This window comes from Curtobacterium sp. VKM Ac-1395, from assembly GCF_015350975.1.
Classification (GTDB): Bacteria; Actinomycetota; Actinomycetes; order Actinomycetales; family Microbacteriaceae; genus Curtobacterium.
Genome location: NZ_JADKRX010000012.1, coordinates 19,129 through 40,265, shown reverse-complemented (window position 1 = coordinate 40,265; position 21,137 = coordinate 19,129). Strand labels below are relative to the sequence as shown.

Annotated in this window: 20 protein-coding genes; 8 read left to right on the top strand and 12 right to left on the bottom strand. The window is 67.9% G+C overall.

Annotation, left to right across the window (positions count from 1 at the left end; all coding sequences use genetic code 11):
* Positions 1-121: 121 nt before the first annotated feature.
* The 12 genes from ITJ68_RS18625 to ITJ68_RS19740 all read right to left on the bottom strand — a co-directional run bounded on the left by ITJ68_RS18625 (position 122) and on the right by ITJ68_RS19740 (position 11,964).
* Positions 122-1,657 carry a ParB/RepB/Spo0J family partition protein gene (locus ITJ68_RS18625; RefSeq protein WP_194663612.1) on the bottom strand — a complete coding sequence of 512 codons (1,536 nt, stop codon included), beginning with the start codon at positions 1,655-1,657 and terminating at the stop codon, positions 122-124.
* An 808-nt stretch (positions 1,658-2,465) separates the two neighbouring features.
* Positions 2,466-3,410 (bottom strand): DUF3560 domain-containing protein, encoded by a 945-nt coding sequence (locus ITJ68_RS18620; protein ID WP_194663610.1) that lies wholly within the window; start codon positions 3,408-3,410, stop codon positions 2,466-2,468.
* A gap of 392 nt (positions 3,411-3,802) precedes the next feature.
* Positions 3,803-3,955, bottom strand: coding sequence for a hypothetical protein (locus ITJ68_RS18615; RefSeq protein ID WP_194663608.1), 153 nt, complete (start codon positions 3,953-3,955; stop codon positions 3,803-3,805).
* Positions 3,956-3,994: 39 nt separating this feature from the next.
* Positions 3,995-4,501: a hypothetical protein gene (locus ITJ68_RS18610; protein ID WP_194663606.1), complete on the bottom strand. Its 507-nt coding sequence runs from the start codon at positions 4,499-4,501 to the stop codon at positions 3,995-3,997.
* 174 nt (positions 4,502-4,675) lie between these two features.
* A complete protein-coding gene (locus ITJ68_RS18605; RefSeq protein ID WP_194663604.1) occupies positions 4,676-6,580 on the bottom strand; it encodes a hypothetical protein in 1,905 nt (634 codons plus the stop codon).
* Positions 6,581-6,808: 228 nt separating this feature from the next.
* The gene (locus tag ITJ68_RS18600) at positions 6,809-7,045 is read right to left on the bottom strand and encodes a hypothetical protein (protein WP_194663602.1); all 237 of its coding nucleotides are present in this window, start codon (positions 7,043-7,045) and stop codon (positions 6,809-6,811) included.
* A gap of 54 nt (positions 7,046-7,099) precedes the next feature.
* Positions 7,100-7,585, bottom strand: coding sequence for a helix-turn-helix domain-containing protein (locus ITJ68_RS18595; protein ID WP_194663600.1), 486 nt, complete (start codon positions 7,583-7,585; stop codon positions 7,100-7,102).
* A gap of 164 nt (positions 7,586-7,749) precedes the next feature.
* Positions 7,750-8,664: an FHA domain-containing protein gene (locus ITJ68_RS18590; RefSeq protein ID WP_194663598.1), complete on the bottom strand. Its 915-nt coding sequence runs from the start codon at positions 8,662-8,664 to the stop codon at positions 7,750-7,752.
* Positions 8,661-9,857, bottom strand: coding sequence for a M23 family metallopeptidase (locus ITJ68_RS18585; RefSeq protein WP_194663596.1), 1,197 nt, complete (start codon positions 9,855-9,857; stop codon positions 8,661-8,663). The genes ITJ68_RS18590 and ITJ68_RS18585 overlap by 4 nt, the downstream gene beginning before the upstream one ends.
* 10 nt (positions 9,858-9,867) lie before the next feature.
* Positions 9,868-10,398 (bottom strand): hypothetical protein, encoded by a 531-nt coding sequence (locus ITJ68_RS18580; RefSeq protein WP_194663595.1) that lies wholly within the window; start codon positions 10,396-10,398, stop codon positions 9,868-9,870.
* Entirely contained in the window at positions 10,395-11,762 is a 1,368-nt protein-coding gene (locus ITJ68_RS18575) for a MinD/ParA family ATP-binding protein (RefSeq protein WP_194663594.1), read from the bottom strand. The genes ITJ68_RS18580 and ITJ68_RS18575 overlap by 4 nt, the downstream gene beginning before the upstream one ends.
* Positions 11,755-11,964: a helix-turn-helix domain-containing protein gene (locus ITJ68_RS19740; protein WP_416354663.1), complete on the bottom strand. Its 210-nt coding sequence runs from the start codon at positions 11,962-11,964 to the stop codon at positions 11,755-11,757. Before ITJ68_RS19740 ends, ITJ68_RS18575 begins: the two co-directional genes overlap by 8 nt.
* A gap of 226 nt (positions 11,965-12,190) precedes the next feature.
* Here ITJ68_RS19740 and ITJ68_RS18565 point away from each other — a divergent pair, with 226 nt between their 5' ends.
* The 8 genes from ITJ68_RS18565 to ITJ68_RS18530 are packed head-to-tail and all read left to right on the top strand — an operon-like array spanning position 12,191 to position 21,037.
* On the top strand, positions 12,191-12,808 hold the full coding sequence (locus tag ITJ68_RS18565; RefSeq protein WP_194663592.1) for a DUF6668 family protein: 618 nt from the start codon (positions 12,191-12,193) through the stop codon (positions 12,806-12,808).
* 24 nt (positions 12,809-12,832) lie between these two features.
* Positions 12,833-13,156, top strand: coding sequence for a hypothetical protein (locus tag ITJ68_RS18560; protein ID WP_194663591.1), 324 nt, complete (start codon positions 12,833-12,835; stop codon positions 13,154-13,156).
* A 39-nt stretch (positions 13,157-13,195) separates the two neighbouring features.
* Positions 13,196-13,924, top strand: coding sequence for a hypothetical protein (locus ITJ68_RS18555; RefSeq protein WP_194663590.1), 729 nt, complete (start codon positions 13,196-13,198; stop codon positions 13,922-13,924).
* A 1-nt stretch (position 13,925) separates the two neighbouring features.
* Complete coding sequence (locus ITJ68_RS18550) at positions 13,926-15,572, top strand: type IV secretion system protein (protein ID WP_228506117.1); 1,647 nt, start codon at positions 13,926-13,928, stop codon at positions 15,570-15,572.
* Positions 15,573-15,582: 10 nt separating this feature from the next.
* On the top strand, positions 15,583-17,091 hold the full coding sequence (locus ITJ68_RS18545; protein WP_194663589.1) for an SCO6880 family protein: 1,509 nt from the start codon (positions 15,583-15,585) through the stop codon (positions 17,089-17,091).
* A 36-nt stretch (positions 17,092-17,127) separates the two neighbouring features.
* The gene (locus ITJ68_RS18540; RefSeq protein ID WP_228506115.1) at positions 17,128-18,789 is read left to right on the top strand and encodes an ATP/GTP-binding protein; all 1,662 of its coding nucleotides are present in this window, start codon (positions 17,128-17,130) and stop codon (positions 18,787-18,789) included.
* The gene (locus ITJ68_RS18535; protein ID WP_194663588.1) at positions 18,786-20,630 is read left to right on the top strand and encodes a type IV secretory system conjugative DNA transfer family protein; all 1,845 of its coding nucleotides are present in this window, start codon (positions 18,786-18,788) and stop codon (positions 20,628-20,630) included. Before ITJ68_RS18540 ends, ITJ68_RS18535 begins: the two co-directional genes overlap by 4 nt.
* Positions 20,627-21,037, top strand: coding sequence for a DUF4913 domain-containing protein (locus ITJ68_RS18530; RefSeq protein WP_228506113.1), 411 nt, complete (start codon positions 20,627-20,629; stop codon positions 21,035-21,037). Before ITJ68_RS18535 ends, ITJ68_RS18530 begins: the two co-directional genes overlap by 4 nt.
* The last annotated feature ends 100 nt before the right edge of the window (positions 21,038-21,137 follow it).

The window sequence follows — 21,137 nt, the reverse complement described above, 5'->3', positions numbered from 1 at the left end:
CCCGCCGGTGGGAGCCGGGGGAGAGGCCCCGCGTCGGTGGGGGGCACCGACGCGGGACCGGGCACCAGCAGACCGGTGCCGCCGCGGACGATCAGGGGGGTAACCGCCCGCGGTGTTAAGGCTACGCGGCGTCGGTGTCGTCGGTCCCGTCGTCGTAGTCGTCTGCACCATCGGACTCGCCGCCGTCGAAGTCGTCGCCGTCCTCGCTGTCGGCGGGGACCGGGTTCGCCTCGGCGTCGGCCTTCGCCTGTGCGCGCTTGGCTTCCTTCTCGGCCGCGGCATCCAAGACGATCTGCTCGACCTCGGACAGCACATACCCCCAGGCGGCGAGCCGGGCGAAGTACGCCGCGGCGCTGCGGTCGGGGTTGCGCCAGGTGTCCTTGTTGGTGGCTTCCTCGTACCCGCCGATGACGACGGCGACCACGGCGTGCAGGGCCTTGGTCGGGTGCTTCTCGGCCCAGCCATCGAACGGGTTCGGCGCGTAGTAGTCGGCCCGCTTCACGCCCTCGACTCCGAGAATGTCGGCGGCGATCGCGTTGCCCTTCTGCATCGATGACCCGATGCTGTACCGGTTCCCGGTAAGTCCTTCGGCGGCGAACGTGATGGCGTCCTTCGGGAGGGTCTTGGCCGACAGGAACGCGGCGAGCCATTCGCGGCGGACTGCCTCGGCGCTGACCCATTGCTTCCGGTTCTCGATAAGCGCGCGGCGTTCGGCCTTCTGCTCGTCGGTCATGGGGCCGCTGGCGGTAGCGGCGGCGTACTGGTCGCGGTACTTCCGCTCCTTGGCGACCTTCTTCGGGATCAGGTAGCTCACCTGCGGGTCGCCGCCGTATCCGGCGGTCACGACCGCCTCACGGCCCTCGACGTCGCTGACGGCGTCGGGGGTGACCTTCTGCCCGTCGGCGTCAACGACGCCCCCGATGCTGATCATCTGGTTGTAGCCGTCCTCGCCCCAGCCGTAGGAACGGTCGAGGATCGTCCAGCCTGCGGCGGCGAGTTCTTCTCGGACGGCGGCGGCTCGGGCGGCTCGCGCCCGGTTGTCGCGGACGCGCTGTACCTCGTGGGCGAACTGCGCCGGGGCGTCTTCGGCGCACTGGATCAGGCGAGAGTGGGCGTCGTCGTCGTCCTCGAACTCGATCAGGATCGCGGCCTGGTCGAGGGTCACGTCGTGCTTGGTGACCGTCTCGATGGCTTTCGCGCTCTCGACGACCTGCAACCCGGCCTTGACCTCGTTGGCCTTGCGTCCGGTGCGCTTGGCGATCTTCGTCGGGGTCATCCCGTCGAGGCTCAACTGCTGCCACGCGGCGGCGCGGTCGGCGTTGCTGAGTGCTTCGCGCTGGTCGTTCTCGATGATCTGCTGCACGATGCGGTCGGCGGTGTTCTCGTCGGCGGTGACGATGCGCGCGGGCAGGAGTACTCCGGCCTCGCGGGCGGCGAGGGTGCGGCGCTGTCCTGCTCGGACGTACACGGTTCCGTCGTCGGCTCGACGGCAGAGAACGGGCGTCAGGACGCCCTCTGTGCGGATGCTGTCGACGAACTCCTTGGTCAGGTAGGTCTTGTCCTCGGTGCGGACGTTGCTCTCGACGATGACGACGTTCGGGTCCAACATCTCGAACGTGTCCTCGGTGGTGGGCTGGGTGTTCGTGGTGGTTGTCATTGCTCTCTCCTTCTAGATCAACCGTTTTTGTTTGCCTTCCGGCAAGAGCAATCGATAGCGACCGGGAGGGACAGAGCCAGGGACCGTGGAATACCGGACGGAGCGCAGCGGAGGAGGATATGCCGCGAAAGCCCTGGCGGCGGACCGGAGGGAGCTACGATCGCGGGCCGGAAAGGTCAAACAAAACGATCGAAGACACTGGCCGCCAGAGGCGGCTCCGATCAGACGGAAGAGCCCGCCTGTGGCGGGTCCCTCGTCCGGAGCTCCGTCGGAGGACGCTTGCAGTTCCGTAGTGTTCTGATAGCGAAGTGCTATCACTCCGCTTGCAGGGTGTCCGTGACGGAGGGGTGAGTTACGCTCGCGTGACGACGGTGAGGGGGAGCGCATGGCCTTGCAGTTTCAGGAGTGCCCCCGGTGTCACGAGTCGCACGCGGTGCGGGCGAACGGCCTCATGTCGATTCACCAGACGGCCGCGGGGGAGCGCTGCGCGCCACCCCCCGCTGTCCCTGCTGCTGGCGGCCCTCGGCCTGCCGAGCGACGAGGTCGCGCGGCCGCGGCTCAGGATGACGAGCTGGCCGCGGCGTTCGACTTCGTTCTCGCGGAGCGGCGGAAGCCTCGGGGTCGCGACAGCGATCCGGGCCTGGACCGAAGGATCTACGCCGTTGACGGCGCACGTCCGGTGCGTGGCGGGTTGCCGACCCTCGGGAAGGGCCGATAGGACTCCTGTCGGGGGGAGCGCGAGGGGTCTTCCCCTCGCCGGCGCCGGAGCGCCGGTGGCCCCGACCCGGTGGGGTCGGGGCCGGTGCGGCTACTCGGGCCGGTTGAGGTCTTGCAGCTCGGCGTAGGGGACGGTGTCGGTCCAGGAGTATTCGGTCTGGACGCTGACGGTCTTGGCGTTGACGCGGACCACCGAGTACCAGTGACCGCGGACCTTGACCCGGTCGCCCTTCTTCACGGTGTCTCGGCTGTAACCGGTGGCCTTGCCCGTGTCGACCTGAGCGGCGCGCACGCCTTCCCAGTAGGCGACCTGGTCGCGCTTCTCCTCGATGTAGGGCGTGAGGCGTGCCAGGCGGCGGGCGTGCTCGTCCGGGGTGGCCTCCCGGATGCCGGTCGTGTGGTCGAACACGGGCCCGACGATCTGGCGCTCCATCTTGCGGATCTCCGCGCCCAGTGTGTCGATGCGGTTGGCGACGGTCACGGGCCGGTAGCGGCGGTCCGTGGTGTAGCTCGCGGCCTCGGCTCGGCCGCGGGCGTGCTCGGCGTCGCGGGAGGCCTCGACGGATCGGCGCATGGCGGTATCGGCCTTGGCGATCGCGTTCCGGTGTCGGCCCTCGCTGTGGTGGCCGACGTGGATCGGTTCGCCGCCCTCGGGCAGGCGGGCCATCGCGGACTCCACACGGTTCCATGCGGCGTCGTCGGCGGTGCTCTTCCGGTCGGCCTTGGCGTCGAGCGCGTCGACGCGGTCGGCCTGGCGGGCGATCTTCCCTGCTTCGACCTCGGCAGTGGGCCGGTGTTCCATGCTCAGCTCTGTGTCGACCTCGAACCCGGCGGCTCGGAGCGCTGTCACGGTGCGGTTGATCTTGAAGTGGTGGGGGAGGTGGTCGCGGCTGTTGGGGACGTACCAGGCGGCGATGCTGCGCCCCCAGCGCCATCCGACGCGCTTGAGGACGTCGGCGGTGCCGTCGCCCTTGCTGGTGCCCTCGATGAGCGTTCCGGCCTCGTGGGTGTGGGTGATGGTCAGGGTGTTCGTCATGTGCTCTCTCCTTCACTGCTGAACGTTTTTTTGTGCCTTCCTGCGAGGAGTGAACGGCCGGCGTGGAGCCCGGAGGCCATGAGCCGGGGACCGGCCCGGAGCGGTGAGTTCTCGGGCGATGTGAGGGAGCGCAGCGACCGCGTCCGAGAAGTCTCCGGGGGAGGGGCGGCGTGCAGCGCCGGTGTTGGCCGGGAGGGGGGAGCGTTGGCAGGATCGGATGCAGGAATGCACAAAACAGCGCCCGCTTGCGGGCTACAGGGCGCGTGAGCGCTCCGTCACACCCGGCACGGGTGCTCGAGCTCGACGGTCAACCGCTCGGGTGATATCACTTTGCATGCTTGCAGAGTGATATCAGTGTGCAAGCGAGCGAGTGCGTCCCCTCGAGGGGCCGCTCAGTAGCGGGAGACGGAGGTGATGACGTGGTCCTCGGGGAGCGTGGAGCGGACGGTGTCGATCGCGTCGGCCGGAGTGGCGGTGTCGACGGTGACGACGTCGGCCGCGGTCAGCGTCTCGCCCTTGGGCCGGTGTCGCACAAACCACTGCATGTGGTCGACGTTAGGTCGACCCTCCGACAGCGGGGGCTTCTATGCCTCGTCCGAGTCGCCGTAGTCGATGTACTCGGCGGGTGTGGTCGAAACCAGCGGGCCGCGGTCAATAGCGCGTAGGTCAACGGCACCCGAGGCGGCCTGGACGATGCCGGTGGCATCGTCGTCGATGTGGAACGCCTCGACCTCGTCGAGCAGCGGGGCGAAGGCGGCGGCTGTCATGAAACTCAGGGGAGGTGTGTCTCCTGGCCCTCTGTGGGGCAGGCCGAGAGTGAAGACGGGTACCTCGAATAGGACGTCTGTGATGACGCTGGCGATGGGCTCTCCGTATTCCTCGTCGGAGTGGATGAGTCGTCGCGCCTGCTCGTCGATCGGCGCATCCCACGCTATGACGTCGAAATCGACGGCACTCAGTTCCCAGCCTCGCTGGGTGAGGAGCTGATGGACCTTCCCGATTTCCGTCCTGCCCTCGGAGCCGGCAACATCGCTGCCTGGATCCAGCAGAGCTTCAAGTCGCGCTGCCGGTGGAAGCTCGTAATCGTGCACTCGTTCGGCCTGCGTCTTAGAGCCGGGGGCGGGCGGCGCTGCGCGTCGTTCCGCGGCTGCAATGCGTTTCGCGACGGCGGGACTGATGCCGTTGGCGCTCTGAGAGGACTTCTGGCGGCTCGCTTTTCCCATAGGTCATGGATAGCGCAGAACGGGCCTCGGGAGTAATGACTCCTAGGCGACGAGCTCGACGTCGCGGAGTTCCTGGACGAGTCCGCGTCGAACGAACCGCCATGCGGTGTCGTGGTCTCCCCACCCGGCGCCGGTGCGGGGGTAGGCCGGCCACATGGTGTCGTCGCCTCGGTCATCGGTGGTGCGGAACATCACGGGTTGGCCGGGTCCGCGTCGAGTTCGTTGCTTCGGAGTGCGCCCCGCACGGTACGTGACGTCGGCGTTCCACCAGGCCCACTGTTCACGCTCGTGGGCGTACTGCTGTGACCGACGGGCGAGAGTCCCGTCGACGCCGAGGAGGCGAGCTGCGTGGCGGCGGAGGTCGTGCAGGCGTCGGCGCCATCCGATCGGGGTGGCGATCGCGAGGGAGTGTCTGCGGAGTCGTGCGATCGCTGCGCGTGCTCGGCCGAGCGGGAGGCCGGCGCGGGTCGCGATTGTCTCGGGGTTCTGCTCGTCGGTGGTGAGGGATTCGTAGGCGCGTCGGGCTGTAGGTCCGAGGCCTGCGCGGGTGAACACGTCGTGGCGGCCAGCGTCGATTCGGTCGTCGAGCTCGGCGACGAGGGAGGCCCGGACGTCGAAGAGTTCGGCCGGGGGGCGGGCGGTCACTTCTTGATGTGGCCCGTCTTGTTCGTCGGCTGTGGAGAACTGGTTCGACACCCGCCAGACGGCCGCGTTGGGGCCGTCGGCCGAGCGCTGGCGGGTGATCCATCCGGCGGCGCGGAGGCGCTGTAGGGAGCGGTCGACGGTCGTCGACGGCACTCCAGTCAGGTCGGCGATCGAGCGGAGCGCTGCGACGACGTCGCGCTGGCCGGAGTGCAGCGACAGCCAGGCGAGGGCGGTGAGGACGGTGGAGTCGTGGAGGTCTGCTTCGGCGCGGGTCCAGCGGCCGGGGGAGACGCGGAACGCATTCAGCATGGCTTCGGTCGTGGCCACGATCCCGCGGAGTTCCGTCAGGTCGCGCTGTGCGCGCTCCTGAGGGGCGTAGCGGTACGTGAGCGCCCGATCCTGCGCCTTAGCCCACTGACGCTCGAGGCGGGTCGCTGACTCCCGCTCTCGACGCGGTGCGCGTCCGCCGGTCGGGTTGTTGCGGGTGCGATAGTGCTCCATGCCGGGGGCGGTGCGGGCGGCATGCTCGACGTCGGCGTAGCTCCACCCGGCGACGGCTGCGCCGAGCAGGCACAGGTAGCCGGTTCGGGAGGGGTCGGTGCCGCCGGCGACGGTGGCCATGTGGGCGGCAGCCCACGCCGGCAGGGCGCGGTGGCCCTGGTGGCGGAGATCAACGGGCCCGGACGGGCGACTCTCGGCCGGGTCGATCGCGGGTCGGAGATGCCGGAACGCCTCGGTGACGCGGAGCAGGTCGGCGGCGGTGACGGAGGGCGTGCGGAGCACGTCGACGTCGTCGCCTCCGGCCATGACCTCGGAGGCGCCTCCTCGAGCGTGCGGGGAGCCCGGAGGGCGGACGGCGCCGGTGCGGTCGTTGCAGAGGAGGCCGTGGTCAAGCGAGGGCAGCACGGCGCGCGCTGCGGCGGCGAGCTGCTGCATGGCGGGCTTCGGGATGCCGGCGAGGGGGAGCCAGACGTGGAAGCCCCCGGTGGGGCTGGAACGGCAGACGACGTGGGGGATGCCGGCGGTGCGGAGGATGCGGACGAGCACGCCGAGATCCTCGGCCGCCTGGTCGAGGTCGTCGGCGCGCTTGGCGTCGAGGTCGAATGCGGCGAACCAGAACAGGTGGTCGACGTCGTCGCTGAGGTCGATCGTCCACGGGGTGCTCGGCGGCTGGTGGCCGAGCGTGGGGTACTTGAGCGGGTAGCTGTTGGACCGGATCGATCCGTCGGCCTCGGCGATCATCCGGTTCACGTAGCGCCGCTTGGCGATCGCGCGCGTCAACGACCACGCTGCGTCGGGCAACGACGTGGCGTCAGTAACACTCCGGGCGCGAAAATCTGTGACCGGTACCGGTTCATGGGTTACGATGTGAGCACCCCCTGGTCCTCCTGGTGGGTACGAAAAACGGCCCCGGCTTTACCGGGCTTCTTCGGGTAATCGGCTTCACACCTGGCTCAGGTCGGCAAACTTTCGACAGGTGAGAGGCCGCGAGACTTAGGCCCTCCGCTTCGGCGGGGGGCCGTTTCGCGTTTAGGCAGCGGGGATGGGCAGCTCCTCGCGATCGAACTTCGTGCGATCGATGGTCACCGGGACGCCGTCGGCATCCAGCTCGAGGGAGAGCAGGATCGCTTCGATGGCTTGAGCCTCCGAGATCCCGAGTGCGTCAGCAGTCGTCTTCACGACGCCCTTGGCCTGCGGTACGACGTGGCCGTACACGACAGGGTTGCCCTTGGCGGCGCCGGGCCGCCGACGAGTCCGATCGGTCATGAGAGGAACGCTAGCGTTTGTGCACGCTGGCTCTGGGAGCGGCGCGGCGTGTCGTCAGACCGCATCGTCTACCCCCGCGTCGCCGTGCTCGGCCGCGCCGAGCTCGTCGCGGCGCTTGCGCGGGACGAAGTCGGGTCGCTGGTTACTGGTCTGCTCGAGGAGACGCCGGATGGCGCTCTTCTCGATGAGCCACCGCTGACCTGGTCGCATGGCGGGGATCGTGCCGTCGCGAAGCCATCCGAAGATCGCGGGGCGACTTTTCCGGAATAGGACCATGAGGTCCTGGTAGGTCAGATGGTCCCCGTAGTCGTCGAGCGGGTCCGGGTAGGGCTCATGCTCGGGGAACGGCACGGTGGAGGTCGATTCGAGCCAGTTCCGTACGTCGGACTTGAACGTGATCCAGGAGTACGCGATCTGGTGACCGGGGATGGTGCCCTTGTTCAGCCACAGGCTGACGGTCGCCTGGCCGATGTTCAGGAGGCGTTGAAGGTCTTTCGACGTGAGGGTGGGCGGTAGGTCGTCCCAGTAGTCGTCTGCCATGCGAGAGGATGCTGCTCCGGTCGTGGGCTGGGCAATGGTCGCCGTCACGTCGTTGTGACGGGTGGGGGTTGTCTCCACCAACACGGGGCAGGTAGAAGTACCTCCCCCTGACGTCATTATCCCGTCTTGGTGCGAGTTGTACCCAACCTCGCCGTTCGTGGCGCTCATCTGGGGGGCCGCCCTTCGGGTACGTCGGCCGTGCTGAGTCGGACTCGGCACCTGACCTCGCCGAACTTGAGGAGGTCGCCGTCGGCGAGCACCATGGCGACACCGGGGGCCGCCTCGAAGTCGTGCTCGCCACGGCGGACGATGGTCCCGTTCCCGGTGTGCTGGTCGATGATCGCTGGCACGTCCTCGTGCCAGGTGATCGCGAAGTGCGTCCGAGAGAGGTTGCGAGTCTCGTCGACAACCTCGTGCAGCTCGATCGGTGCGCCGGTCGTGTTCACGGGTCGACGGCCCACGATTGCGTCGCCGGTGACGCGGATCGTGACGCTCGGGAAGTCGAGGGTGAGGGCCGGTGCAGCCGCCGGCTGGTGGCGGGCGACGAAGACCGTCATCTCGGCTTCCGAGGGCAGGTCGCTCGGAACCCATGTAGGCACGTCGGCGACGCGGGTGACGGCTTGGGGTGCGGGTGCCACCGGCGCCGAGGACGGTGCGGTGGCGGAGACGACCGGCATCCCGGCGGATTCGGGCCTGACAGCCCGTGAGACGGCCGTGGACGGCTCAACGGGTGTCGTCGGCTGAGGAGTGCCGGGACGACTCCGGGGAGCGGAGGCGGCGTCTGGACGTCGCCTGGGCCGCTTCGCCGGACGGACGGCGGGAGCGAGGTCCGTGATCCGACCGTCGGGGTGTGCGGCCAAGGTCCACTGGCCGTCCGGGTCGGAGGTCGTAAGGCGGACGGGCCGATGGAGAACGTCGCGGGCGACGGCCACCGCGTAGGACGTGATCTGTGCCCGGGCGTCGTCGATGTTCTCCGGGTGCAGGGGCACGTCGTGTCCCGCGAAGTTGATGTGCGCGGTGCCGTCCGGGTAGACGTTCCCGACGACGACGGGGAAGTGGGGGATCGCGTTGTCGCTCATTCGGTGTAGTTCCGCTTGCAGTCGTCGCCGCAGAGGGTCACGCCGAAGACGTTGAAGAACTTCTCCGGGTCGACGTAGCCGGTGACCGGCCCGCCGAGGCTCTGGGACTCGGGGAGGTCGCTGACGTCGGAGTTCGTGGAGCCCTGGGCGTCGATGCGAATGTCGAGGTGGCAACCGGTGGAGGGGCCGTTGGAGCCGACCTTGCCGATCTGCTGCCCGCTGGCGATCGCGTCGCCGACGGCGACCATCATGTCCGGCGGGTACATGTGCAGGTAGCTGATGGTGTAGCCCTCGGCGCTCTTGATCGAGAGGGTGTAGCCGGCCGCGACGGTCACTGTGCCGGCCTGAGCGGCGTAGACGGGCGATCCGCACGAGTAGCCGGTCTTGCCCGACGAGGAGCCGGAGACGCGCGTCTGGAGGTCGTCGGCGGGGTGCCAGGACGAGGCACCGGCGGTGGGAGCCTGGCGCGGACCGAAGTCGTCGGTCATGTCGAAGGGCGCGGTCAGGGGGAGGACGGTCCCGCCTGCGGAGCATCCGTTGGTGGGAGCGGGGGCACCGGGTGTCGCGGACGCCGACGGCGTTGGGGTCGGCGAGCTCGAGGAGACGGGGGCGGCGGTGGAGCCGCCTGAGCCGCCGGAGAGCTGCGTGACGATGTCCTGCGCGGCGGACTGGTACTGGCGGTAGTGGAACGGATCTTGATTGATCTGCACACGGTGGATGGCGATCGTCGGTTCGAGGTCTTCCCACCCGTCGACCTTCTGTAGGGCCTTGAAGAAGTTGGTCGCGCTGGTCGTGGGGTTCATGCGGTCTTCGTAGGACCCCCACGCGCCGTTCCCGCGCTGCTGGAACAGGCCGCGGCTGTCGGGACCGGCAGCGTCGCCACGGTCGAGGACTTGCAGGGTGGACTCACCGATGGCGGTCATGATGCCGATGACCTGCGCCTGCTGGGTCAGACCGAGGGCTTCTGCAGCGTTCATGATGTAGGCGGCGTTCTTCAACTGATCCCCGGAGAACCCATCGATCGGGGCGTGCTTCGCGGCAGCATCCACGTCGACACTGCCGCCCTGCATGGTGCCGCACGCGGCCGCGGCGCTGCCGCCGCCGAAGGAGAACACCACGAGGAACGCCACGAGCGCGATGAGCGCTGCTGGCGTTCCGATGAGGAGCAGGAGACCTTTTCCACCGTTGTTCATGCTGCGGGGCTCACCCTCCGGTCGCGGGACGGATCTCGTCGGCGAGCCACGGGGCACTGGTGCCGCTGCGGGACAGCGCCACGGTGTAGTCGCCGGCGTCGGTCGGGACCTTCACATTCAGCGCAACGTCGGTCGCGCCCGGGAGCACGGTGGCCGTCCCGGTGACTTTGTGCGCGGGGATCGTGGTCGGGTCTTGGCCGTCGTAGGCGACAGCTCCCGACTGGGACAGGAGGGGCGTCATCTGCTGCGCCCACGCGTCAGCGGAGAGCGTCGGCTGAGCGTAGGTGCGGACGACCTTCTCGGCCGCGGTCACGGCCGAGTCCTGCGCTCCCGCGGATGCTGCGGGAGCGGGCTGCGGCGTGGCGTCGTCGTGAACGGCAGGAGCCGACGTCGTCGACGTCGACGGCTCAGTGCTCTCACTCGTCGACGACGGCACCGGGCGGGTGTCGGGTCCTGTGGTGCCGTTCGTGCCGGAGCATCCGGCAAGGGCCACGACGGCCGCGAGGGCGAGTGGCGCTGCGGCGAGAGCGGCGCGGTTCACAGCCCACCCGCTACGGCGGCACCGGCGGCGAGCCACGCGCGCTGCGTGGCGGGGCGGAGGGCTCCGTAGTTGAGCACGTCCGCGCCGAGCGCGGGGTCGTAGGGGATCGTGACGACCTGGCGGGCGAGGCTCTGGAAGCCTCCGGCGATCTTGGTGAGATCCGCGTCCGGGAGGTCGTGCTTGTGCTTGCTCACGACGACCACGGCCTTGTCGGCGAGGTCGGAGAAGTGACCGCCTCGCTCGGCGAGGCCTTCGAGCAGGAGCGCTGCGGACTCGGCCGCCTTGGCCTCACCGATCGTGGGCACGACGATCTGGTTCGCCCGCTCGAGCGCGCGGACCCACATGGGGTCGGTCTCGTCGTTGCCGGAGTCGATGAACACGAGCCGGTAGAACTTCGACGCAACGGCGTGGATCGAGTCGACAGTCGTCGCGTCGAATCGCTGCTCCGTGGCCAGGACCTCGGGCTTGGAGCGCAGTACGTCGTAGCGGTCGCGGGTCTGGTGGTGCACGTAGTGCGCCAAGTCCGCCGACTGGGCGCCGGTCCCGAGGAGACGTTCGACCTGCGGCAGCAGGTCGAGGATGCTCGCGTCGTGGGGGCCTTGTTCGGTGGACCAGCCGAGGGTGCCGCGGGTCTGGTTGTTGTCCCAGGCCAGCACGCCGGCGCCGCCGTAGCGGGCGAACACGCTCGACAGGCTGATCGTGGTCATGGTCTTGCCCACGCCGCCCTTGCCGTTGACGATCGCGATCGTCCGGGGGCCAGGCCAGTGCTGGCTGACCATGCGGGACCACTCGCGCTCGCGCCGTTCTGACTCGGACGGGGACACGCGAATGCCGATGCGGGAGAGCGTGCCGCGGAGGCCCTGCGTGGCGGGTTCCTCCACCTCTTCGCGGGTGAGGAACGACTGACGTGCAGCACGTCGGGTTGTTGGCTGGTCGGAGATCTCGGCGGCCGGGGACGTGAGAGGAGTGCTCAACGGCTCGGGAGGGAGGCTAGGGGCAGTCGGAGTGACGACCACCGGTTCCGCGACCACCGGCGAGGCGGGAGGTTCGACGCCGGGCGCGATCGCCGCGATGGCGTCGGCGGGGTCAAGGTCGCTCAGCGGCTCGGTGACACCGTTGGGCTGAACGGAGAGGGTCTGGGTGCCGTAGCGGTCGTGCGTCGTCAGACGGACGGCCCGGTGCATCTGCTCGGCGGTGCCGCGCACGCTCGTGAGGATGCTCTGCCGAATGTCGGCTTCGGTTGCTTCTTCGTAGGCCATCGGGACACCATTGACGGTTAGCACGCCGGTGGCGCGGCCGTCGGTGGTAGGGGTGATGGTTGCTTCGATGCGGGGGAATGCGGGGATGGTGGGTGAGTCAGTCATCGTCGCCTTTCGGTGTCGGGTCGGTCAGGGTTCGCGTCGTGTGGTGTGCGATCAGGTAATCGCGCAGCTCGGAGCGGGGGACCCTCCACGAGCCGATCTTCACCCCGGGGAGACGTACGTCTGACCGAGGGTGCATGAGGAGGCCGCGCACGCGATCTGGACTGAGACGGAGAACCGCCGCGACGTCCTTGACCGTGAGCATCGTTCCGTACGGAGCGAGGTCCGAGTCGGGCCAGTTCATCCATTCCCCCCACGTTGGTAGCTGATGGTGCACAATCGTAGGGGAAATCTGATCCGGTTGCACCAAAGTTGCCCAAGTCGGTTATATTGCTATCAGGCCGATGTAACTTGTCGCTTCGGCGGTCCTCCGTTCGGAGGACACGGCGGGGACAGGAATTGAGAAGCCCGAAGGGGCGGATGGGGGTCGCATGAGCGACAACGCGAATCCATGGGTGACGGGGGGACCGGTCTCCGACGAGGAGCCCGAAGTCATCCCGGAGACGTCACCCATGACGCGCCGGGAGGCGCTTCGTGGACCGTCGGCACCGCAGCCGACGGCTGTACCGGTACCCGAGAGCGCCGACCGCCTGCCGACGCGGCAGGTCTACGGCGGAGCCACGATGTGGTGGGTCGGCGCGCATGGCGGCGCCGGCGAATCCACCCTCGCGAGCCTGGTTCTCGGATCGCAGCCCGCCGGCCACGCGTGGCCGATCGCGGGGGAGCGAGGCACGGTCAACCGCGTCATCGTTCTTGCCCGCACGAACTTCTCCGGTCTCATGGCGGCGCAGCGCGTCGCCCGTGAGTGGGCTGCGGGGACCACCGGCGACGTCGTCGATCTCGCCGGCCTCGTCCTCGTCGCGGATGCTCCGGGTCGCCGACCCAAGGAGCTCCGCCAGCTCGAGCAGCACGTCGCGGGTGGCTACCCGCGGGCGTGGACCCTGCCGTGGGTTGAAGCGTGGCGGATGGGAGCCGCATCCGCGGCCGACATGCCCCGCGAGTACCGCTCGCTTTTGTCCGACCTGAACCTCACCGCTTCATCCAACTGACCACCGCTCGAAAGGGAATCGATCATGTCCACCACTCTCCTGGCACTCGATGTGCTGAACACCGCCGCCGCTCACGCTGACCACGTGCAGCACCTCCTCGCCGTAGTGGTCCCTGACGGCGACGCGAAGGCACCCGCCGGCTGGACCGAGAAGTTCGGGAGGATCATCGGGATCGCGAAGTGGATCCTCCTGCCCCTCGCCGTCCTCGCGCTGATCGCGACTGGTGCGGCACTGTTCCAGCAGAACCGCCACGAGGGCGGCGAGATCCAGCAGCGCCTCATCAAGATCGGCTTCGGTCTGTTCCTCGGTCTCGGCGCCGCGTCCGCTGTCAGCTTCCTCGTCTCCTAACCCCGGCCGCCGGGGATCGCCTCAACAGAAAGCACCTACATGAGCAACGCAGAGCAGCCGTTCTACCGCCGCCCACTGTGGATCGTTGTCGCGATCTTCATTGCCGTCGTCCTCGTGGGCGGCGGCATTGCCGCTGTCACGGGGGCATTCGACGGCAGGAAGACCACCGCAAGCCCGACGGCCTCAGCTACTTCAACCGCATCGTCCCTGCCTGCCGGTGCAGCGTCGATCTGCGGGCTCAAGGGCTACGAAACCTCAGGCACTCTTTCCTCCGCACCCACCGCAGAGTGGAAGATCATCGGCAGCACTGCCGCGCCCCAGTCGGCAGCAGCAGGACCGGGCAAGAACGAAGACGGCGGGCTATTCAACACGTGCTTTGCGCACACCCCGACGGGCGCTCTGTTCGCTTCGGCGAATTACCTGGCGACCACGACTGACAGCCGCAACACGTCCCGCATCTGGGAACTGTTGGCGAATGGCAAGGCGAAAGACCTGCTTCGGTCCACGCCCCCGACGGACAACGTCGACGCCTCGACTCGCGGCCAAGTGTCTGGGTTCAAAGTCGACTCCTACGAGGGGTCGTCAGCCACCATCGACCTTGCCGTGACGATCTCCGGGACCGGGTCGGATGATCAGTTGATCAGCTATCCCGTCGTCCTCAAGTGGGAGGACGGCGACTGGAAGGTCGTCTTCACGGAACAGGGCCCTCCCATCGCGCCATCGGCTCTGTCGAGCCTCGGTGGCTACGTACCTTTCAGCGGGGTGTGACATGGCTTCAGACATTGACTGCTCGAAAATTGGGATGCCGCTCCTGCACCCCATTCAGTGCGCTGGCCAGGCGGCCAGCGACGTAGTTAGCAAGGCCGCAAACGACACCGTCCAGCAGCTCATGAACAATGCGCTCGAGACGTTCGGCAAGATTGTCGGCTCCCTCGGGACCCTGTGGGTGACGGTGCCTGCACCGCAGCTCACGAAGGGCGACGCGGACACCACGACGTACACGCAGCCTGACAAGGTGACGGCGAACTTCGACACGATCCTCGGTTACATCGCGTGGATCGGGCTGGTGATCGCCGTGCTGTCGATCATCGGGTTCGCGATCATGTTCATGCGGGCCCGCTCCGAGGAGACCGGGCTCGACAGCATGGGGCGGCTCGGGCTTGTCTTCGGGGGTGTGTTCCTGATCACCGGGGCGTCGTCCCTCGTCGCCTGGCTGATTCCTACGACCGCACCGGGCGGGTCGTCGACGACGGTCGGATTCCTACAGGGATCGACCTGGTACATCGTCCTCACGTTGGCGGTTGGCTCGGTGATCATCGCCGGAATACGCATCGCGTGGACGCAGCGCTCCGAGCCGATTCGGGAGCTCCTGCGCTCGGTCCTCACGCTGATCATGGTGTCGACGATGGGGCTGACGGTCATCCAGCTCGCGGTCGCCGCGGGCGACGCATTCTCGATCTGGGTGTTGAACAACGCGACGGATTGCAGCGTCGCGTCTGACACCGGGACGTCGTCGTGCTTCGGCACGAACGTCGCGGGAATGATCGCGCTCACGTCGACGTCGCCGATCGGCACGATCGGGATCTTGATCCTGGCGCTGATCGCGATCCTGATGACGTTCGTGCAGGTCGCTCTCATGGTGGTCCGCTCGGCGATGCTCGTCCTCCTCGCGGGAGTCCTCCCGCTGACGGCGAGCTTCACGAACACCCCGACCGGTAATCAGTGGTTCCGCAAGTCGCTCGGGTGGCTCATCGCGTTCATCGTCTACAAGCCCGCCGCCGCGCTTATCTACGCCGCGGCGTTCAAGCTGGTCGGCACGGACCTGTTCGCGAAGGACGACGGCGGTCTGTGGTCGATCATGACCGGCATGGCGCTGATGATCATCGCCCTGATCGCCCTCCCAGCTCTCATGCGCTTCATCGCACCGATGGTCTCGGCTGCCGGTGGCGGTGCCGCTGGTGGGGCCATGGTCGGCGCTCTGGGCGCGGTCGGCGGTCAGGCGGCGACAGGTGCGATCGAGAAACTCAAATCGTCCACGAGCCGTTCGACAAACGAAGGTGGTGGCGGAGGTGGCGGCGAGGGCGGAAAGCCCACCGGAGCCTCCAACGCGTCCGGTGGTCGGGGTGACGCCGCGTCGAAGGCTTCGCCCAGCGGCGCCGGTGCCAGCACGGCCGCCAAGGGCGCGCCGACTGGTGCATCCGCGAGCGGAGCTGGTGCGAGCGCTGGTGCCGCCGGTGGCGGTGCAGCGGCCGGTGGTGCAGCCGCCGGAGCTTCCGGGGCCGCAGCGGCGGCCGGTCCGGCCGGTATCGCCGTGGTCGGTGCACAGAAGGTGGCCGAGGGGGCCAAGAAGGTCGCCGACGGTGTCAAGTCCGCGGTCGACGATTCAGCGGGAGAGGGCCCTTCGGGGTCCCAGTAAGGGGTAGATCATGACCAACTTGGACGGCCGCGCGTCGGCCCGCACCTATGGCAACTGGCGCAAGCCCCGCACCCGCGGTGTGGGCGCCCTGGGCATGTTCCCGACGATGTTCGGGTTCGGCGGGGCGGTCATGGTCGTCATCGTGGCCACCACCAAGGGCCTGCTGGCCGGCGTTCTCACGGCGGCGGTCTTCGCCGTCATGCTGGGGACGATCGCAATCAAGGACAAGCACGGAGAGTCAGGGATGATCCGCATGATGAATCGCATGGGGTGGTTGTTCGCCAAGAACCGCGGATCTCACCTGTACCGTTCCGGGCCTCTCGGCTTCGCGGAGTGGGGCACAGCGCAGCTCCCCGGCCTAGCTGCGGGATCTCGCTTGACGGAGTGGCAGGACTCGTACAGTCGCCCGTTCGCGATGATCGAGCTGCCGTCCAAGAACGACTTCACCATCGTTATCGGCACCGAGCCTGACGGGTCGGCACTCGTTGACCAGGAGCAGGTCGATATCTGGGTCTCCGAGTGGGGCACCTGGCTTGAGGCTCTGGCCGACGAGCCCGGTCTGGTTGCCGCGTCGGTGACGGTCGAAACTGCCCCCGACACCGGGACTCGCCTTGAGTCGGAAGTACTGGGTCGGATCGACGAGCGGGGGGCAGAGTTCTCCAAGAAGGTTCTGCGGAAGATCGTCGCGACGTACCCGGCGGGCGCGGCGACGATCAAGGCGTACGTCGCGGTCACCTTCAACGGGCAAACCCGCACGGGCGGCAACAAGCGCACGGCCGAGGAGATGGGCCGGGAGCTCGCTTACCGGCTCCCTGGCCTCACTCAGGGCCTCTCGTCGACCGGTGCAGGCTCCGCCCGCCCGCTGACGGCACAGGAGCTGTGCGAGGTCGTCCGTATCGCGTACGACCCCGCCGCGGCGATCCTTATCGACCAGGCGAACGCCGCCGGTCAGCCGCCGGAGCTGTACTGGCCGGAGGTCGGCCCCACAGCCCACCAGGCGTCGTGGGACTCCTACCGCCACGACTCGGCCTTGTCGGTGTCGTGGATGATGTCTCAGGCCCCGCGCGGCAACGTCGGCGAGTCGATCCTGTCTCGTCTCTTGGCTCCTCACCGTGACATTGCGCGCAAGCGCGTCACGATGCTCTACCGCCCGATTGATTCGCAGCGGGCTGCGGCGATCGTCGAGTCGGACAAGCGCGATGCGGAGTTCATCCTCGGATCTTCGAAGCGTCCCACGGGCCGGTCGCGGAAGGACGCCGTGGCGGCGTTCGCGAACCAGGCGGAAGAGTCGACCGGCGCCGGCTTGGTGAACTTCGGCATGGTCGTCACCGCGACCGTCGAGGACCCGGCAACGATCGAGGACGCACGCGCCGCGATCGACAGCCTCTCCGCTCAGGCCCGAGTCCGGCTGCGCCCGGTGTACGGGTCGCAGGATTCCGCGTTCGCCGCGGGCCTGCCCCTCGGTGTGGTGCTCTCCCGGCACCTCGCCATCCCGCACGACATTCGCGACCAGCTCTGATGAGCGACGAGTCCGCATACGACGAGGGAGCTGCACATGCCAGCGATTGAGAAGGGGACCCGTCGGGTCCAGAAGAAGCGCGCGAAGGCCCTGACCCCGGTCGCAGCGATGGCGAAAGCTGACACGAAGAAGAAGCTCACCAAGAAGGAGCGGCAGGCCCTCAAAGCGGCAGGGCAGTCGTTCAAGCGCCCGGGGGCGCGCGGCTGGATCGGTCGCGGCCGCGGTGAGACGGTCGTCGTCCAGCCCGCTCCCGAATGGCGCGGCACGACGGTGCAGGTGTGCGGCCTCTGGCCGTACGCCGTCGGCGCGGGGAGCCCGATCAGCGGTGTTCCGCTGGGGCTGCACCTCGACACCGGCTCCACGGTGTGCGGTGACCCAATCTCGTGGTTCCAGTCCGGGATCATCTCGAACCCCTCGATCTTCGCCCTCGGCCTACCGGGCCTGGGGAAGTCGACGCTGATTCGCCGCATGTGCGTCGGCGGCGACGGCATGGGCTACCTGCCGCTCGTACTCGGAGATCTCAAGCCGGACTACGTCGACATGGTTCGCGCTCTCGACGGCCAAGTCATCACCCTCGGAAGAGGCCGCGGGCACCTCAACATTCTTGACCCGGGCGGGGCGATCGAAGCAGCCGAGCAGCTGCGTGTCGCCGGTTTCGAGGAGCAGCGTCAGCAGCTCATCGCCGATGCCCACGGGCGCCGGAACACGATGGTGTCCTCCCTCCTGACGATCCTCCGCAAGCAGCCACCGAACGACGTCGAAGAGTCGATCATCGACGCGGGCCTCCGCGTGCTTGATGACGAGTTCCAGGGAATCCCGGTCCTCTCCGACCTCCTCGAGGTCATCCAGTCCGCGCACCCGGCACTCCGCGACGTCGCGGTAGACCGGGGCAGCATGGAGCGATACCAGGAGATCACGCGGGGCCTGGAGGCGTCGCTGATCAGCCTGAGCCGCGGCGGGCGTCTCGGCGAGATTTTCTCTCAGCAGACAGACGTCGACATGAAGCGCGACAAGCCGGTGGTCTACGACGTGTCGAGCATCGACGAGTCCGACACCGACCTGCAGGCGGCCGTGCTCCTGGCGTGCTGGTCTCAGGGCTTCGGCACGGTGAACGTCGCGACCGCTCTCGCCGACGCGAAACTGCAGCCGCGTCGGCACTACCTGATCGTCATGGACGAGCTGTGGCGGGCCCTCCGCGTCGGGAAGGGCATCGTCGACCGTATCGACTCGCTGACCCGTCTGAACCGTCAGCGGGGCGTGGGCCTGGCGATGATCACGCACACCATGTCCGACCTGATGGCCCTCCCCGATGAGCAGGACCGGATGAAAGCCCGCGGGTTCGTCGAGCGCGCTGGGATGATCGTGGCCGGCGGACTACCCCGCGCGGAAATGTCGATGCTGACTCAGGCCGTGGCGCTGTCCCGGTCGGAACAGAACCTCGTCATGTCGTGGCAGAACCCGCCCGGCTGGTCGCCGGAGCAGCAGCCGCCCGGACGGGGGAAGTTCCTCATCAAGGTCGGTGGGCACCCCGGCATCCCTGTGCACGTAGAGCTGACCGAAGAGGAACGGTTCATCAACGACACGAACAAGGCATGGCACGCAACCGAGTCGTTCCCAGAGCCGGACGAGACGGTCGGCCTGGCCCAGGACATTGGGGTCGTCAGCGACGACCCGGCACTCGAGGAGGGGGCAGCATGAGCAATCAGCAGACGAACCGGCGCACGGAGCCGGGACGTTCGGACCCGAACGTCAAGCTCTACACGACCATGTTCGGCATCCTCGCCGGCGCCGTCGTCTCGGCATGGGTGGGCCTCGTGATGGCGTCCAAGCTCAGCGACACCAACCCGAACCTGCCGCGTGATCCGTTCAAGATCGCCACCGGCATCAAGAAGGGCACGATCGAGTGGACGTCGCTGGCGACGGTCCTCTCGATCATCGTCGTGGTGATCCTGATCGCCCTCGTCGTGGTCTCGATTCGAGTACTCCGCCCGTCGACGAAGAACCGCACCCGTGCGGACTCGGCTGCGAAGTACTTGGCGTCGACGAAGGATCTCGTCGAGCTGCAAGAGAAGCGCTCTCTCGAGAAGGCCGCCCGGCTCGGCCTGCCGGACTGCCCGGGCGTTCCGCTCGGCAAAGACATGCGCACAGGCCGGATGCTCTACGCCTCGTGGGAGGACGTCACGATCGGCATTGCCGGCCCTCGAGTGGGTAAGACGACGTCGTTGGTCGTTCCAGCGATCCTGGCCGCCCCCGGTGCGCTCCTGACGACGTCGAACAAGCCCGACACCGTCGAGACGACCCGGAGCATGCGTGACAAGGTCGGCACGACGTGGGTCTTCGACCCGCAGCAGCTCGTGAACGAGGAACCTTCTTGGTGGTGGAACCCGCTCTCGTACGTCACCGACGACACCACGGCTGCCCGGCTCGCCGGGCACTTCGCCGCGGGATCTCGTGAAGTGGGCGACAAGGGCGATGCGTTCTTCGACCCGGCCGGTAAGGATCTCCTCGCCGGCATGCTCCTCGCCGCCGCTCTTGACAACCGTCCGATTACGGACGTGTTCGCCTGGCTGACCAACCCCGACAATCGCGAGATGGTCGCCATCCTCCGCAACAACGACTACCCGCTGATCGCGAACGACGTCGAGAGTGCTTCGCGCACGTCTCCGAAGCAGCGCGACGGTGTCTACGGCACCGCCCGGAAGATGGCCGCGTGCTTGAAGAACAGCAGCATCGGCAAGTGGGTCACCCCGCTCGGCGGATCGGTTGCTGGCGATCGCCGCAAGCAGTTCAGCCCGGACGAGTTCGTGCGCGGCACCGACACCCTGTACTCGCTCTCTAAGGAGGGTGAGGGCACCGCGGCGCCGCTCGTGACCGCGCTGACCGTCGCGGTCGTCGAGGCTGGGGAACGTTTCGCCAAGACGCAGCCCGGCGGCCGCATGGCGACCCCGTTGCTCTGCATCCTCGATGAGGCGGCGAACGTGTGTCGGTGGAAGGATCTCCCGGACCTCTACTCGCATTACGGCTCCCGCGGGATTCCGATCATGTCGATCTTCCAGTCCTGGTCACAGGGCGTCGACGTGTTCACCCTCGCCGGCATGCGGAAGCTCTTCTCGGCCGCGAACGAGGTCGTGTACCTCGGCGGTGTGAAAGAGACCGAATGGCTCCGTGAGCTCTCGGAGCTGCTCGGTGACTACGACCACGAGACGGTGTCGTACTCGATGAACCGCGGAGTGCGTTCCACGAACGTGCAGAACAGCCGCCGCCGAATTCTCGACACGTCTGAGCTTGCCGAGCTGCCCCGCGGCCGCGCGATCCTTCTCGCATCGGGACTCCGCTCGTCCATGATCAAGACGGCCCCCTGGTTCGAGAGCGCCGACGCGGAGAAGATCACCGAATCGATCGCGTCGTACAAGTCGGGCGAGCGGGTGCAGCGGACGGCGTCGACGACGGCCACCGTGGCCACGGCTGTCGCGCCGGCCGACAACCCCTGGCTGAACGGCTCGACGGTGCAGCCGATCGAGACGGAGACCGAGCGATGACCGACACAGACATGTGGGAAGCGGACGAGGTCGAGGACGACGAGGTCGCGGAGCCGGAGACCTATTTCGGCTCCGTCGACGAGTTCGTGCGGGACTTCCTGGTCACTCAGTACCGCCGTGAGATCAGCCCTATGAGTCAATTCCGGTGGGATGCCCGCTGGTGGTTGCACCCCGAGGCCGTCTCCCGCCTCGAGGCGCTATGGCGCGCGTGGGAGCACCTACGCAACGATCCGGCGACCGGCATGAGCGTCTGGTGGCGTGACCACGCGGATCACCACATGGGCGTCCTCCTGAGCGCCGATGGACCGTTCGGGAAGACCTCGGACACCACCGAACCCGGCGCACCGCTGCCTTACGCTCCACCGCCGCCTGCGCTCTACCCAGACGTCAGGGCTCTCCCGAACTGAGATCACCGACACCCTCGCCGGACCGGGATAGCGGAGCAACAGCACGCCGGCAGGTGTGCCACGATCGGCTCTCCCGGTGCCGACGAGGCACCACGAACAA